This is a genomic window from Klebsiella sp. Sb-30, from assembly GCF_057652795.1.
Genome location: NZ_CM172749.1, coordinates 384,021 through 399,067, shown reverse-complemented (window position 1 = coordinate 399,067; position 15,047 = coordinate 384,021). Strand labels below are relative to the sequence as shown.

11 protein-coding genes are annotated in these 15,047 nt (G+C 56.3%); 7 read left to right on the top strand and 4 right to left on the bottom strand.

What is annotated here, in order from left to right; translation table 11 throughout:
* Positions 1-68 precede the first annotated feature (68 nt).
* From feoA to feoC, 3 genes are read left to right on the top strand one after another with little or no spacing between them, the layout of a single operon-like run.
* A complete protein-coding gene (gene feoA, locus AC236I_RS01795; RefSeq protein WP_004868486.1) occupies positions 69-296 on the top strand; it encodes a ferrous iron transporter A in 228 nt (75 codons plus the stop codon).
* 29 nt (positions 297-325) lie between these two features.
* Positions 326-2,644: a Fe(2+) transporter permease subunit FeoB gene (feoB, locus tag AC236I_RS01790; RefSeq protein WP_015585609.1), complete on the top strand. Its 2,319-nt coding sequence runs from the start codon at positions 326-328 to the stop codon at positions 2,642-2,644.
* Positions 2,645-2,653: 9 nt separating this feature from the next.
* Positions 2,654-2,890 carry a [Fe-S]-dependent transcriptional repressor FeoC gene (gene feoC / locus AC236I_RS01785; RefSeq protein WP_015585608.1) on the top strand — a complete coding sequence of 79 codons (237 nt, stop codon included), beginning with the start codon at positions 2,654-2,656 and terminating at the stop codon, positions 2,888-2,890.
* A gap of 62 nt (positions 2,891-2,952) precedes the next feature.
* On the opposite strand, the gene AC236I_RS01780 is transcribed toward feoC, so the two are convergent.
* Both AC236I_RS01780 and bioH read right to left on the bottom strand, forming a co-directional pair.
* On the bottom strand, positions 2,953-3,222 hold the full coding sequence (locus tag AC236I_RS01780) for a YdgH/BhsA/McbA-like domain containing protein (RefSeq protein WP_004868491.1): 270 nt from the start codon (positions 3,220-3,222) through the stop codon (positions 2,953-2,955).
* A gap of 109 nt (positions 3,223-3,331) precedes the next feature.
* Entirely contained in the window at positions 3,332-4,114 is a 783-nt protein-coding gene (bioH, locus tag AC236I_RS01775; protein ID WP_004868492.1) for a pimeloyl-ACP methyl ester esterase BioH, read from the bottom strand.
* Between the two features lie 37 nt (positions 4,115-4,151).
* Between bioH and gntX the strand changes: the two genes are divergently transcribed.
* The 3 genes from gntX to gntT all read left to right on the top strand — a co-directional run bounded on the left by gntX (position 4,152) and on the right by gntT (position 7,123).
* On the top strand, positions 4,152-4,826 hold the full coding sequence (gene gntX / locus AC236I_RS01770; RefSeq protein WP_004868494.1) for a DNA utilization protein GntX: 675 nt from the start codon (positions 4,152-4,154) through the stop codon (positions 4,824-4,826).
* A gap of 58 nt (positions 4,827-4,884) precedes the next feature.
* The gene (gene nfuA / locus AC236I_RS01765; protein WP_004868496.1) at positions 4,885-5,460 is read left to right on the top strand and encodes a Fe-S biogenesis protein NfuA; all 576 of its coding nucleotides are present in this window, start codon (positions 4,885-4,887) and stop codon (positions 5,458-5,460) included.
* Between the two features lie 346 nt (positions 5,461-5,806).
* Entirely contained in the window at positions 5,807-7,123 is a 1,317-nt protein-coding gene (gntT, locus tag AC236I_RS01760) for a gluconate transporter (protein ID WP_015585607.1), read from the top strand.
* A 103-nt stretch (positions 7,124-7,226) separates the two neighbouring features.
* Here the strand turns inward: gntT and malQ are convergent, their stop codons facing one another.
* Together malQ and malP are read right to left on the bottom strand one after the other, a co-directional pair.
* The gene (gene malQ / locus AC236I_RS01755; protein ID WP_004868502.1) at positions 7,227-9,314 is read right to left on the bottom strand and encodes a 4-alpha-glucanotransferase; all 2,088 of its coding nucleotides are present in this window, start codon (positions 9,312-9,314) and stop codon (positions 7,227-7,229) included.
* A gap of 10 nt (positions 9,315-9,324) precedes the next feature.
* Entirely contained in the window at positions 9,325-11,715 is a 2,391-nt protein-coding gene (gene malP, locus AC236I_RS01750) for a maltodextrin phosphorylase (protein ID WP_004868504.1), read from the bottom strand.
* Positions 11,716-12,336: 621 nt separating this feature from the next.
* On the opposite strand from malP, the gene malT reads away from it, so the two are divergent.
* A complete protein-coding gene (malT, locus tag AC236I_RS01745; RefSeq protein WP_004868506.1) occupies positions 12,337-15,042 on the top strand; it encodes an HTH-type transcriptional regulator MalT in 2,706 nt (901 codons plus the stop codon).
* Positions 15,043-15,047: the final 5 nt, after the last annotated feature.

Sequence of the window (15,047 nt, the reverse complement as noted above, 5' to 3'; positions counted from 1 at the left end):
CTCCCCGGTACTGTGCGATGACCGCACACGGTAAACTCTCGTTCAGTTAGCGATTACAGGTAGGCCCTATGCAATTCACTCCTGATAGTGCGTGGAAAATCACGGGTTTCTCTCGTGATATTAGTCCGGCTTATCGTCAGAAACTATTGTCTCTTGGCATGCTGCCAGGTTCCTCTTTTAATGTGGTCCGCGTCGCGCCGCTCGGCGATCCCGTGCATATCGAAACCCGACGTGTAAGTCTGGTATTACGCAAAAAAGATCTCGATTTAATAGAACTGGAAGCGGTTGCACAATAACACCTGACCCGGTACTCAGAGTCTGAAATATGAAAAAGTTAACTCTTGGTTTAATTGGTAATCCGAACTCCGGCAAAACAACATTATTTAATCAGCTTACCGGCGCTCGTCAGCGCGTCGGCAACTGGGCCGGGGTCACCGTCGAACGCAAAGAAGGAGCCTTTACCACCACTGACCACCAGGTCACGCTGGTAGACTTGCCCGGCACCTATTCGCTGACGACGATCTCTTCACAGACCTCTTTAGATGAGCAGATCGCCTGTCACTATATCCTCAGCGGCGATGCCGACATGCTGATTAACGTGGTCGACGCCTCAAACCTGGAACGCAACCTCTATCTGACGCTGCAGCTGCTGGAGCTGGGCATCCCCTGCATCGTTGCGTTGAATATGCTGGATATTGCCGAAAAGCAAAAAATCCGGATCGACGTTGACGCGCTGGCAGCCCGCCTGGGTTGCCCGGTGATCCCGCTGGTCTCGACTCGCGGACGCGGTATCGAAGCCTTAAAAATGGCCGTCGACCGCCACCAGCAAAATACGTCGCTTGAGCTGGTGCACTACCCGCAGCCGCTGCTGCGTGAAGCCGAAAAGCTGGCTCAGGAGATGGCGCCAGAAATTCCGCAACGTCAGCGTTGCTGGCTGGGTCTGCAGATGCTGGAAGGCGATATTTACAGCCGCGAGTACGCCGGAAACGCTGCGCATAAGCTCGACGATGCCCTGGCGAATCTGAGTGCGGAAATTGCCGATCCGGCGCTGCACATCGCGGATGCTCGCTATCAGAGCATTGCCGCCATCTGCGACGCCGTCAGCAACACGCTCACCGCTGAACCGAGTCGTTTCACCACCGCGATGGACAAAATCATCCTCAGCCGCGTGCTGGGGCTGCCCATCTTCTTATTTGTCATGTACCTGATGTTCCTGCTGGCGATCAACATCGGCGGCGCGTTACAACCCATCTTTGACGCCGGGTCCGTGGCTATCTTTATTCACGGCATTCAGTGGCTGGGCTATACCCTGCATTTCCCGGACTGGCTAACCGTTTTCCTTGCCCAGGGGCTGGGCGGCGGTATCAACACCGTGCTGCCGCTGGTGCCGCAAATCGGCATGATGTATCTGTTCCTCTCCTTCCTTGAGGATTCCGGCTATATGGCGCGAGCGGCATTCGTCATGGACCGCTTGATGCAGGCGCTGGGGCTACCGGGGAAATCCTTCGTGCCGCTGATTGTCGGCTTCGGCTGCAACGTGCCGTCGGTGATGGGGGCGCGCACGCTGGATGCACCGCGCGAACGCCTGATGACCATCATGATGGCGCCGTTTATGTCCTGCGGCGCGCGCCTGGCGATCTTCGCCGTGTTCGCCGCCGCGTTCTTTGGTCAGAATGGCGCGCTGGCGGTCTTCTCGCTGTATCTGCTCGGGATCGTGATGGCTATCCTGACCGGCCTGATGCTCAAACACACCATTATGCGCGGCGAAGCATCGCCGTTCGTAATGGAGCTACCGGTCTACCACGTCCCGCATATCAAAAGTCTGGTCATCCAGACCTGGCAACGGCTGAAAGGCTTTGTGCTGCGCGCGGGTAAAGTTATCGTCATCGTCAGTATCTTCCTTAGCGCCCTGAACAGCTTCTCGCTTAACGGTAAGCTGGTGGACAACATTAACGATTCGGCGCTGGCCTCCGTCAGTCGTATTATCACGCCGATTTTTAAACCTATTGGCGTGCATGAAGATAACTGGCAGGCCACCGTCGGACTATTTACCGGCGCAATGGCGAAAGAGGTGGTCGTCGGGACGCTGAACACGCTCTACACCGCCGAAGATATTCAGAATGAAGCGTTTAATCCGCAGGAGTTCCACCTCGGCGACGAACTGCTGGCCGCGCTGGACGAAACCTGGCAGAGCCTGAAAGATACCTTCAGCCTGAGCGTTCTGGCTAACCCTATCGAAGCCAGCAAAGGCGATGGTGAAATGGAAACCGGCGCCATGGGGGTCATGGGCAGCAAATTCGGCAGCGCGGCGGCCGCCTACAGCTACCTGATTTTCGTTCTGCTCTATATTCCGTGCATCTCGGTGATGGGGGCTATCGCTCGCGAATCCAGCCGCGGCTGGATGTCATTCTCCATCTTATGGGGACTGAACATCGCCTACTCGCTCTCTACGCTGTACTACCAGACCGTGAGTTTCAGCCAGCATCCGCGCTACAGTCTGGTGTGTATCCTGGCGGTGGTGCTGTTTAACATCATGGTCTTTGCTCTGTTACGCCGGGCACGCAGTCGGGTTGATGTCTCCCTGCTGGCGACGCGTAAAACGCCGTCATCCTGCTGCCAGAGTCCGGCAGGTGATTGTCACTAAGGAGTTATCATGGCGTCGTTGATTGAAGTACGCGATATGCTGGCCCTGCAGGGGCGTATGCAGGCGACACAGCTCAGCGCTCGCCTGCATGCTCCGCAGCCGCTGGTCGATGCCATGCTGAGTCGTCTGGAAGCCATGGGGAAAGCCGTGCGCATAACGGAAGACGCGAACGGCTGTTTGTCCGGCAGCTGCAAAAGTTGCCCTGAGGGAAAAGCCTGCTTGCAAGAGTGGTGGGCGCTGCGCTGATACCGCTGGGCAATAAGCCTATGAGCAATAAAACCAAAGCGGGTCCTGAGACCCGCTTTTGCTTATTTGTAGACGTCGGCGTTTGCGTGAACGGTTTTCTCGTTTTTCGAACCGGCAATCACCACAAAGTACTTGCCGCCCAGCTCATCCGCCTTCTTCGACAGATCGCGCTTTGCATCCATCGGTGACGTTGTTTTTGAGGTCGTAATGCTGCCGATTTTCGTCAGCTTCATTGACGCCACTTCATCTTTTTGAATCTCTTTCGCTGCAAACGCGCCAAAAGACAGGGACCCAATCACCAGAGATGCAACAATACCCGTAATAAGTTTCATAGCCTCAACTCTCCATAAGGTTGTTTTTATAGGCCACGGCGGCGACAGAAACGCATGCTCCCCGTGACAACCTAAGTATTGCTATGGTCGGGATTTTTGCCACAGCCTGCTAAAAATAATTGCGCAGGCGATTTTTCAACGCCACCAGTGGCTCACAGAACGCCTGCGGGTGCGAGATGAACGGGGCATGGGCCGCTTTTTCAAAGACCATGGATTCACTCTGCGGCCATAATGCATCCAGAACCGGAACAATTTTGCGCGGCACCAGGCCATCCAGTCGGCCATACAGCCGCAGGAATGGCTGTGTGAATGCGGCCAGCGGCTGGCGTAAATCGGCCGTTTTAAGGATCTCCAGCCCGCCGTTCAACGCTTCTGAGGATGGCATCGGCAACGACAGCACGGTACTTTTCAACGCCCGGGCATCCTGACGAGCGCTTTCCGTCCCCATCGTTTGCAGCGCCAGAAACCGCTCCACGGTGCGCTGGAAATCTTGGCTCAGCTGCTGCTGAAACCCACTCAGCACCTCCGCTTTGATCCCGGGCCAGTCGCCATCGGCGCCAAAACAGGGCGAAGAGGCCACGGTGACCAGCGCCTGTACGCGCCCGGGATGTTGCACGGCAATCTGACTGGCCACCAACCCACCCAGGCTCCAGCCCAACCAGATAGCCTGCTCCGGGGCCTGGCTCAGTACCTGCTGCGCCATCTCCTCCAGCGACAGGGCGCCAAAGCCGCTGCTACGACCATAGCCCGGCAGGTCAACCAGATGCAGGGTAAAGTGCGAGGCCAGTTCCGGCGTCACGCAATCCCATACCCTGGCATTCAGCCCCCATCCGTGCAGGAGCACAAGATGACAATTTCCTTCCCCCACGGTTTGCCACCAGATGTCGTTCATCAGTTACTGTTCTCTTTCCACCATTACGAGGTGAAATATGCTAACAGCACACAGCTTATGCTGGCTATGCCAAATGCCGGTGGCGATCGCCCGCTGGGGAATCTGCTCCCGCTGCGCCACCTCTCTGGCGTTTGCCCATTCGCTTTGCCCACGGTGCGGGCTGCCTGCAGCGGTCAGCAGAGTCTCCTGCGGCCGCTGCCTGCGGGATCCTCCGCCGTGGCAACGGCTGGTGACGGTCAATGATTACCGGCCACCGCTGAGCGGTTTGATACATCAGCTTAAGTTTTCCCGCCGACCGGAGCTGGCGCCAGCGCTGGCCCGTCTGCTGCTGTTACGCGTTCGCCAGAGGGAAGGATTTCCCCGGCCAGACCGTCTCGTCAGCGTCCCGCTGTGGCAGCGACGTCAATGGCGGCGAGGCTTCAATCAAAGCGACCTGCTATGCCGACCGTTGGCGCACTGGCTGCAGTGCGCCTGGCACCATGACGCTTTGCGGCGCAACCGACGCACTGCGACCCAGCACCATCTCTCCGCACGCTTGCGTAAACAGAACCTGAAAAATGCCTTTCAGCTTGAAATATCGGTGCGCGGCCTCCATATCGCCATTGTGGATGATGTCGTCACAACCGGAAGCACCGTCGCTGAAATATCCCGCCTGCTTTTGCAAAACGGCGCCGCGACGGTTCAGGTATGGTGTATATGCCGTACCTTGTAGACCCCTGCTGATGGGCGTATTATAACCAAGTAAAATAGTCAACTATTAGGCCAACGCTATGATCCGTATTTCCGATGCTGCACAAGCGCACTTTGCCAAATTGCTGGTAAATCAGGAAGAAGGGACACAAATTCGCGTATTTGTGATTAATCCCGGCACCCCAAACGCTGAGTGCGGCGTATCCTACTGCCCACCGGATGCGGTGGAAGACACCGACACGGCGCTGAAGTTTGAGCAACTGACTGCGTATGTCGACGAACTCAGCGCGCCGTATCTGGAAGACGCTGAAATTGACTTCGTCACCGATCAGCTTGGCTCTCAGCTGACGCTGAAAGCACCGAATGCCAAAATGCGCAAAGTTTCCGACGATGCTCCGCTGATGGAACGCGTTGAATACATGCTGCAATCCCAGATTAACCCACAGCTGGCCGGCCACGGTGGACGCGTCACGCTGATGGAAATCACCGAAGACGGTCTGGCCATCCTGCAGTTCGGCGGCGGTTGTAACGGCTGTTCAATGGTCGATGTGACCCTGAAAGAAGGGATCGAGAAACAGCTGCTAAACGAATTCCCTGAGCTGAAAGGCGTGCGCGATCTGACCGAACACCAGCGCGGCGAGCACTCTTACTACTAAGTACGCCCCTCTTCCCGATGTTAAGCCCGGCGGCATTTGCCCGGCCGGGCCGCCCCTGTCAATGTTACCGCACAACATTTCCCCCTGAGCCACCCGGTAAAAACCCGGGAAAGAGTATGACTTAAGTCTCATATTTAAAATTTTACCCCGGCGGGTGATTCTCAACCCGCCTATGTTACCCGTATCATCTCTTTCAGGCACCGCTGCTATAAAAATAGCCAGCTATCCTTTCCTACAGGAGTGATAGTCGATTTTATGGCGCCATACCGTTTGCCGGCTCAGGCAGAGCAAACGAAAAAGATTGAAATTTGACGTTACCCATAACAAATGTAAGGCCAGGTAAATTATGCCATTAGTCATCGTTGCTATCGGGGTTGCCCTGCTGTTACTGCTGATGATCCGTTTCAAAATGAACGGCTTCATCGCTCTGGTTCTGGTGGCACTCGCCGTCGGACTTATGCAAGGCATGCCTCTGGATAAAGTCATCGTATCCATTAAAAACGGCGTTGGGGGAACCCTCGGCAGCCTCGCGCTGATCATGGGCTTTGGCGCTATGCTCGGTAAGCTGCTGGCGGATTGCGGCGGCGCTCAGCGCATTGCCACAACCTTAATCGCTAAGTTCGGTAAAAAGCACATCCAGTGGGCCGTCGTGCTGACCGGTTTTACCGTCGGCTTCGCGCTGTTCTACGAAGTGGGCTTCGTCCTGATGCTGCCGCTGGTGTTCACCATTGCCGCGTCTGCCCGCATCCCGCTGCTGTACGTCGGCGTTCCGATGGCGGCCGCGCTCTCCGTGACTCACGGTTTCCTGCCTCCGCACCCGGGCCCAACGGCGATTGCCACAATCTTCCATGCTGATATGGGTAAGACCCTGCTGTACGGTACGATTCTGGCTATTCCGACGGTTATCCTTGCCGGTCCGGTTTTCGCTCGCTTCCTGAAAGGCATCGATAAACCGATTCCGGAAGGTCTGCACAACCCGAAAACCTTCACCGAAGAAGAGATGCCGGGCTTTGGCGTCAGCGTCTGGACCTCACTGGTACCGGTGATCCTGATGGCGATGCGCGCCGTTGCCGAGATGATCCTGCCGAAAGGCCACGCCTTCCTGCCGGTTGCCGAGTTCTTCGGCGACCCGGTAATGGCGACCCTGATTGCGGTTCTCATCGCCCTGTTCACCTTCGGCCTGAACCGTGGACGTTCCATGGAGCAGATCAACGACACGCTGACCTCTTCGATCAAAATTATCGCTATGATGCTGTTGATCATCGGCGGCGGTGGCGCCTTCAAACAGGTGCTGGTGGATAGCGGCATGGATAAATACATCGCCTCTATCATGCATGAATCCAACATGTCCCCGCTGTTTATGGCCTGGTCTATCGCGGCGGTACTGCGTATTGCGCTCGGTTCTGCGACCGTTGCCGCCATCACCGCCGGCGGGATTGCCGCACCGCTGATTGCCACCACCGGCGTCAGCCCGGAACTGATGGTCATTGCGGTTGGTTCCGGCAGCGTTATCTTCTCTCACGTGAACGATCCGGGATTCTGGCTGTTTAAGGAATACTTCAACCTCACCATCGGCGAGACCATCCGGTCGTGGTCGGTGCTGGAAACCATTATCTCAGTCTGCGGCCTGGTTGGCTGTCTGCTGCTGGGGATGGTGGTGTAAGCCAGGCGTCAGCATAAAAAAGGCCGGGTCCGCATACGCGACCCGGCCTTTTTATTGGCTTTTTTCACAGCGTTTCCCCGGCGTCACCGGGGAAACGGCGACACTATTTCTTCTTAGCGACCGCTTTGCGCCGCTTATCCAGATCCTTAATCAGCTTATTCACCCGCTCATCGGCAAACATCTGCTCAAGGGTCGTGGAGAGCTTACGCCGCCAGTTCGGATATTCGCTGCTGGTGCCCGGGATATTGACCGGGGTCGCCATTTCCAGCCAGTCTTCCGGCTGTAACCCCAACAATGCGCTGTTGCTGTCCGCAATGTAACGCTGCATCCCGCGATTGAGGGTCGACGTCATCGCCATCAGCGAGGCATTATGCCCGGCGCGTTTTGGCAGGCAGCCATATTGATGCAGCGCATCCAGCAGCCCCTGTTTCGCCCGTTCACGATCCTGATACAGGCCACGCAGAACCACTTCATCAGGATACAGACCTAACGATTTACCCAGCGTCAGGTCTCCGCTTTCCCAGTAACCGCGCAGCGTTGGCAGGTCATGCGTTGTCGCCACCGCCATTGATTGTTCCGGATACGTCTGCGGCGCGCGGAACGTCTTCTCATGGTCATTTTCGAAATAGAGCACTTTGTAGGAATAGACGCCGCTCTTACGCAGCTTGCCGACAATCTCCACCGGGACGGTACCCAGATCTTCGCCAATCACCATACAGCGATGACGCTGACTCTCCAGCGCCATAATCGACAGCAGATCGTCGACCGGGTACTGCACATAGGCGCCGTGGTCAGCGGTTTCACCATACGGAATCCACCACAGACGCAGAACCGACATCACATGGTCGATGCGCAATGCACCGCAGTTTTGCATGTTGGCACGCAGCAGCTCGATAAACGGCTCATAGGCACGGGCGACGATGATATGCGGATCCATCGGCGGCAGACCCCAGTTTTGCCCCAGCGGGCCAAGAATGTCCGGCGGCGCCCCGACGGAGGCTTTCAGACAATACAGCTCGCGGTCGCACCAGGTTTCCGAACCGCCTTCCGCCACGCCCACCGCCAGATCGCGGTACAGACCAATCGGCATCGCGTCGTGCTGGCTGGTGTGCCAGCATTCGGCGAACTGGCAATACGCCAGCCACTGCAGCCAGAGGTAGAAACTCACCTCGTCGGCCTGCTCGGTGCAGAATGCTTTCACTTCCGGGCTGCTGATATCCTGATACGCTTTTGGCCAGGCAGGCCAGCCCCAGCGGAGCGGATCTTGCTGTACGTGCCAGGCGTGCAGGGCATCATACGCCGCCTGCCAGTACAGGCTTTCGCCTTCACGAAGCACGAACTGACGGAACTCCGCCATCGCCTCATCGTGACGGGTGGAAAATCGCTTCCAGGCCATGCGCAGCGCGGTCATTTTCAACGCGGTCACCGCGGTATAATCCACATCCTCGGTTTGACGCGCGGCTTGTAATGCCCGCTGCGTCTCCGGTGATTGCCACCAGGCCTGCGCCTCTTTGCTCAGACGAAAATCATCGACCGCGTTAACGTCAATATAGATAACGTTCAGCCAGCGGCGTGAGGATGGGCTGTAGGGACTGGCGCTCTCCGGGTTTGCCGGATAGAGCGCATGAATCGGGTTAAGACCAATAAACGCGCCGCCGCGCCGGGAAATCTCCGGCAGCATCGCGCGTAAATCACCAAAATCGCCGATTCCCCAGTTTTTCTCCGAGCGCAGCGTATAAAGCTGTACGCAGGCGCCCCACAGTTTTTGCCCCTCTTTCAGGGCCTGTGGTTCATAGCAACGCACCGGCGTCACAATCGCCCGACAATGCCAGCGTTCGCCATCCTGAGTCAGGGTCAGCGAATGATAGCCTTCCGGCAGTTTGGCCGGCAGCGGGAGGGGCTCTCCTCCACGCACTTTGCCTTGATACTGTTTCCCCTCTTCGGTGGTGAGGATCCACTGGAATTCCCCACGGCCGGCTACCGGCAGCGACATTTTCTTGCCGTGTGTGAAAACCTGCACCGGCGGCAGCGGGTCAACCGCCACTTTCGTGGCGGTTGTTGTACGATGCATCGCATCCAGCAGACGTTGTTTAGTCGCCGCAGCAATCGACTGCGGCTTACCGTGCGCATTGATGTAGTCGGGACTTATTCCCGCCGCCAGCGCGGCGTTATCAAGGCGTTTAGTCTCCATAGGCCTGTCCTTAGCGTTTTGCCTGCCAGATACGTTGTTGATAGTCGCGAATTGAGCGGTCGGAGCTGAACATGCCGCAGCGCGCGGTATTCAGAATCGTCGCACGAGTCCAGGCTTCCTGATCGCGGTACAACTCATCCACCTGCTTCTGCGCAGCAACATACGCTTCGAAGTCAGCCAGCACCAGGTACGGGTCGCCGCCTTTCAGCAGGCTGTGCAGCATCTGGTCGAAAGCATGCTTGTCGCCATCGCTATACTTGCCGCTTTCCAGCTCTTTCAGGACCGCATCCAGCAGCTTGTCCTTTTTACGCCATTTCAGCGGGTCATAACCTTTCGCTTTCAGCGCCTTAACTTCTTCAACGGTATTACCGAAGATAAAGATATTCTCTTCGCCGACCTGTTCGGCGATTTCAACGTTCGCACCGTCCAGGGTCCCGACGGTCAATGCGCCGTTCAGCGCCAGCTTCATGTTGCCGGTACCGGAGGCTTCTTTCCCCGCCGTGGAGATCTGTTCAGAGACATCCGCCGCTGGAATCAGCATTTCCGCCGCAGAGACGCAGTAATCCGGCAGGAAGACCACTTTCAGCTTGTCGCCCACCAGCGGATCGTTATTCACCGCCTGCGCCACCTTGTTGATAGCAAAAATAATATTCTTCGCCAGGTAGTAGCCCGGTGCGGCTTTCGCCCCGAACAGGAACACGCGCGGTACGCGGTCCGCCTGCGGGTTTTCGCGAATCTCTTTGTACTGCGCCAGAATGTTCAGCAGATTGAGATGCTGACGCTTGTACTCGTGCAGACGCTTAATCTGGATATCGAAAATCGCCTGCGGGTTGATCTCGATACCGGTACGCGTCTTAACAAACTCAGCCAGGCGAACTTTGTTAGCCAGCTTAATCTCACGGTAGGTCTGGCGGAACGCCGCATCGTCAGCATATTTCTCCAGATGGATCAGCTGGTCGAGATCGTTAGCCCACTCTTTCTTCAGCGTCTTATCCAGCAGCGCAGCCAGTTCCGGGTTGCACTGTTTAATCCAGCGACGCGGCGTAATGCCGTTGGTCACGTTGTGGAACTTATTCGGCCACAGCTGGTGATATTCCGGGAACAGATCTTTCACCACCAGGTCGGAGTGCAACGCGGCAACGCCGTTGACCGCAAAGCCGCTGACCACACACATGTTCGCCATGCGAACCTGTTTATCATGCACCACCGCCAGTTTTGCCCACACCTGCTTATCGCCAGGCCAGGTTTTCTCGACCAGCTTCTTAAATCTGTCGTTAATCTCTTTGATGATCTGCATATGACGCGGCAGCAGGGCTTTAACCAGCTTCTCGTCCCAGCACTCCAGCGCTTCAGGCATCAGCGTATGGTTGGTGTAGGCGAAGGTTTTGCTGGTAATGGCCCAGGCGTCATCCCAGCTCAGCTGGTGCTCATCGATCAGCACGCGCAACAGTTCAGGAATGGCGATGGTCGGGTGGGTATCGTTGAGCTGGATCACTTCGTAATCCGCCAGTTCTGCCAGCTTACGACCCGCCAGATGGTGGCGACGCAGAATATCGGCAACCGAACAGGCGCACTGGAAGTATTGCTGCATTAAGCGCAGCTTTTTCCCTGCCTGATGGTTATCGTTCGGGTAAAGCACTTTAGTCAGTTTTTCCGCGTCGATACCCTGCTGCTCTGCGCGCAGGAAATCGCCATCGTTAAATTTGGTCAGATTAAATGGATGAGCATGGGTCGCCTGCCACAGACGCAGCGGCTGCGCGACGTTATTACGATACCCCAGCACCGGCAGATCCCAGGCCTGGCCGGTAATCACGAACGCCGGTTCCCAGGCGCCGCTTTTGCTGACCTTACCGCCGATCCCAACCTGCACATCCAGCTGTTCGTTATGACGGAACCACGGGTAGCGGCTACGCCCCCAGTCATCCGGCGCTTCAACCTGCTGGCCATCTGCGAAAGACTGACGGAACAGACCATACTGATAATTCAGGCCATAGCCGGTTGCCGACTGGCCAACGGTCGCCATGGAGTCGAGGAAACATGCCGCCAGACGGCCCAGACCGCCGTTGCCGAGGCCCGGATCAATCTCTTCTTCCAGCAGATCGGTCAGGTGAATGTCATGAGCCTTCAGCTCATCGCTCACCCCTTGATACCAACCCAGATTCAACAGGTTGTTGCCGGTCAGACGACCGATCAAAAACTCCATAGAGATATAGTTGACGTGACGCTGCCCTTTGGCGGGTTTCGCCACCGGTTGAGCGGCCAACAGCTCGGCAAGCGCACCGCTTACGGCGTGCCACCACTGACGCTGGGTCATCTCAGAAGCGGACTGTAAGCCAAAATGCTGCCACTGACGGGTCAGTGCAGCCTGAAACTGATCTTTATTAAAAGAAGTCTGTGACATAAGAAATCCGGGTCCTTTACTAAAACGTTGGCGTTAGTGTGCCGACCTCCTGAAGCAACGTCCTCATCCCGATGGGGATTAGACAGGGAGGAGCAGCAGGGATGAGCGAAAAGTGTGATCGTGGCCACTATAACGGTAGCTCTCCGCCAGAAACATGCTGGAAAATTCACCACCCAGAAACACTATATTGTTCATCACCATCAGAAGAATATTTGTTACAGGCCGAGACAAAGCGTTGGATAAAACACCATTCCGCAATTATCACGAAATAAAAATAAGCATTGTGTAAAAATAACTCTGCCTCATGACACAAATACGCCAAAACGATTATTTATAAGATTGTCCTGAAATTAACTTAATAAAAACATACAACTACAAAAAAATGGAGTGAAAGCCATTTTTTAGACCAGTGAACAAGGGAAAACCCAGTAATCACGCACGCTGGTACCGGTTTTACAACCGCAGGGTTTTAATTGGGAATTTGTGACCTGGTGCAAATTCAAGAGCATAAAATTCGGACATAACTTGCAATAATTTTCATTATCGCCGACCTTAATAGTCATTAATTACGAAGCGCAAAAAAAATCGCAAATCCTCTCTTGCACAGCGAAATGATTAACTATGTTGATTCCGTCTAAATTAAGTCGCCCAGTCCGCCTTGAACACACCGTGGTTCGCGAGCGATTGCTGGCTAAACTTTCCGGCGCGAACAATTACCGTCTCGTGTTGGTCACCAGCCCCGCTGGGTACGGCAAGACAACGCTCATCTCTCAATGGGCGGCGGGGAAAAATGAACTTGGCTGGTTTTCGCTGGATGAAGGCGATAACCAACAGGAGCGTTTTGCCAGTTATCTGATCGCCTCTGTTCAGCAGGCTACCGGCGGCCACTGCGTGGCCAGCGAAAACATGGTGCAGAAACGCCAGTATGCCAGCCTGCCCTCGCTTTTTGCGCAGCTGTTTATTGAGCTTGCCGACTGGCAGCGCCCGCTGTATCTGGTGATTGATGATTATCATCTGATCAACAATCCGGTGATTCACGATGCGATGCGCTTCTTCCTCCGCCATCAGCCGGAGAATATGACCCTGGTGGTGCTCTCGCGCAACCTGCCGCAGCTCGGTATTGCCAACCTGCGCGTGCGCGATCAACTGCTGGAAATCGGCAGCCAGCAGCTGGCGTTTACCCATCAGGAAGCAAAACTCTTTTTCGACTGTCGTCTGGCTTCGCCGATTGAGGCTGAAGACAGCAGCAGGCTGTGCGACGACGTCGCCGGCTGGGCCACGGCGCTTCAGCTTATTGCTCTTTCCGCCCGCCAGAATAACTCTTCCGCCCACCACTCCGCCCGTCGTCTTGCCGGTATAAATGCCAGCCATCTCTCCGATTATCTGGTGGATGAGGTACTGGATAATGTCGACGCGCGAACGCGTAATGTTTTGCTGAAAAGCTCGCTGCTGCGTTCAATGAACGATGCGCTCATCGTTCGCGTGACCGGGGAAGAAAACGGGCAAATGCAGCTGGAAGAGATTGAGCGTCAGGGCCTGTTCATGCAGCGGATGGACGACTCCGGCGAATGGTTCCGCTATCACCCCCTGTTTGGCAATTTCCTGCGCCAGCGCTGCCAGTGGGAGCTGGCAACCGAATTACCTGAAATTCACCGCTCTGCCGCCGAAGGCTGGATGGCGCTGGGCTTCCCCAGCGAAGCCATTCATCATGCGCTGGCGGCCGGCGATGCGAAAATGCTGCGCGATATTTTACTGAATCACGCCTGGGGCATGTTCAACCACAGCGAACTGGGACTGCTCGAACAGTCGCTGGCGGCGCTGCCATGGTCAAACCTGCTGGAAAATCCGCGTCTGCTCCTGCTGCAGGCCTGGCTGATGCAAAGCCAGCACCGTTACAGCGAAGTCAACACCCTGCTGGCGCGCGCCGAGCAGGAGATGGACATGAAAATGGATACCGCGATGCATGGCGATTTCAACGCCCTGCGTGCACAGGTGGCCATTAATGCCGGCGATCAGGAAGAGGCCGAGCGTCTGTCCATGGTCGCGTTAGAAGAGCTGCCGTTGGCCAGCTACTACAGCCGAATTGTGGCTACATCGGTGCATGGCGAAGTGCTGCATTGTAAAGGCCAGTTAAGTAAATCTCTGGCGGTGATGCAACAGACGGAGCAGATGGCCCGCCGCCACGACATCTGGCATTACGCGCTGTGGAGCATGATCCAGCAAAGCGAGATTCTCTTTGCCCAGGGCTTCCTGCAGGCCGCCTGGGAAGTGCAGGAGAAAGCTTTCCAGCTTATCCGCGAGCAGCATCTCGAGCAGCTGCCGATGCATGAATTCCTGCTGCGTATTCGCTCACAGCTGCTGTGGGCCTGGGCGCGGCTGGATGAGGCGGAAGCGTCCGCACGTAATGGCATGGATGTCCTGTCAAGCTATCAACCGCAGCAGCAGCTGCAGTGTCTGGCTCTGATGGTGCAGTGCTCGCTGGCACGCGGCGATCTGGATAACGCCCGCAGCCACCTCAACCGCCTGGAAAACCTGCTCGGCAACGGTCACTATCATAGCGACTGGGTTTCGAATGCCGATAAAGTCCGGGTGATCTACTGGCAGATGGTCGGTGATAAAGCCGCGGCCGCCAACTGGCTGCGCCAGACGCCGAAACCCGAATTCGCCAATAACCACTTCCTGCAAAGCCAGTGGCGCAACATCGCCAGGGCGCAAATTCTGCTGGGTGATTTTGACTCGGCGGAAATGGTGCTGGAAGAGCTAAACGACAATGCCCGCTCGCTGCGTCTGATGAGCGATATTAACCGCAACCTGCTATTGCTCAACCAGCTTTACTGGCAGGCAGGACGGAAAAGCGAGGCGCAGAAAGTCCTGCTGGAGGCGCTCGCGCTCGCCAACCGCACCGGGTTTATCAACCACTTTGTGATTGAAGGCGAAGCCATGGCGCAGCAGCTGCGCCAGCTGATTCAGCTCAATACGCTGCCGGAGCTGGAACAGCACCGTGCCCAGCGCATCCTGCGCGATATCAACCAGCACCATCGCCATAAGTTTGCCCACTTTGATGAGGGCTTTGTCGAACGGCTGCTGAGTCACCCGGAAGTCCCGGAACTGATTCGCACCAGCCCGCTGACCCAGCGTGAATGGCAGGTACTGGGGCTGATCTATTCCGGCTACAGCAACGAACAGATTGCCGGTGAGCTGGACGTGGCGGCCACGACCATTAAAACCCACATTCGTAATCTGTATCAGAAGCTGGGAGTCGCACACCGCCAGGATGCGGTACAGCACGCCCAGCGGTTGCTTAAAATGATGGGCTACGGCGTTTAACGCCG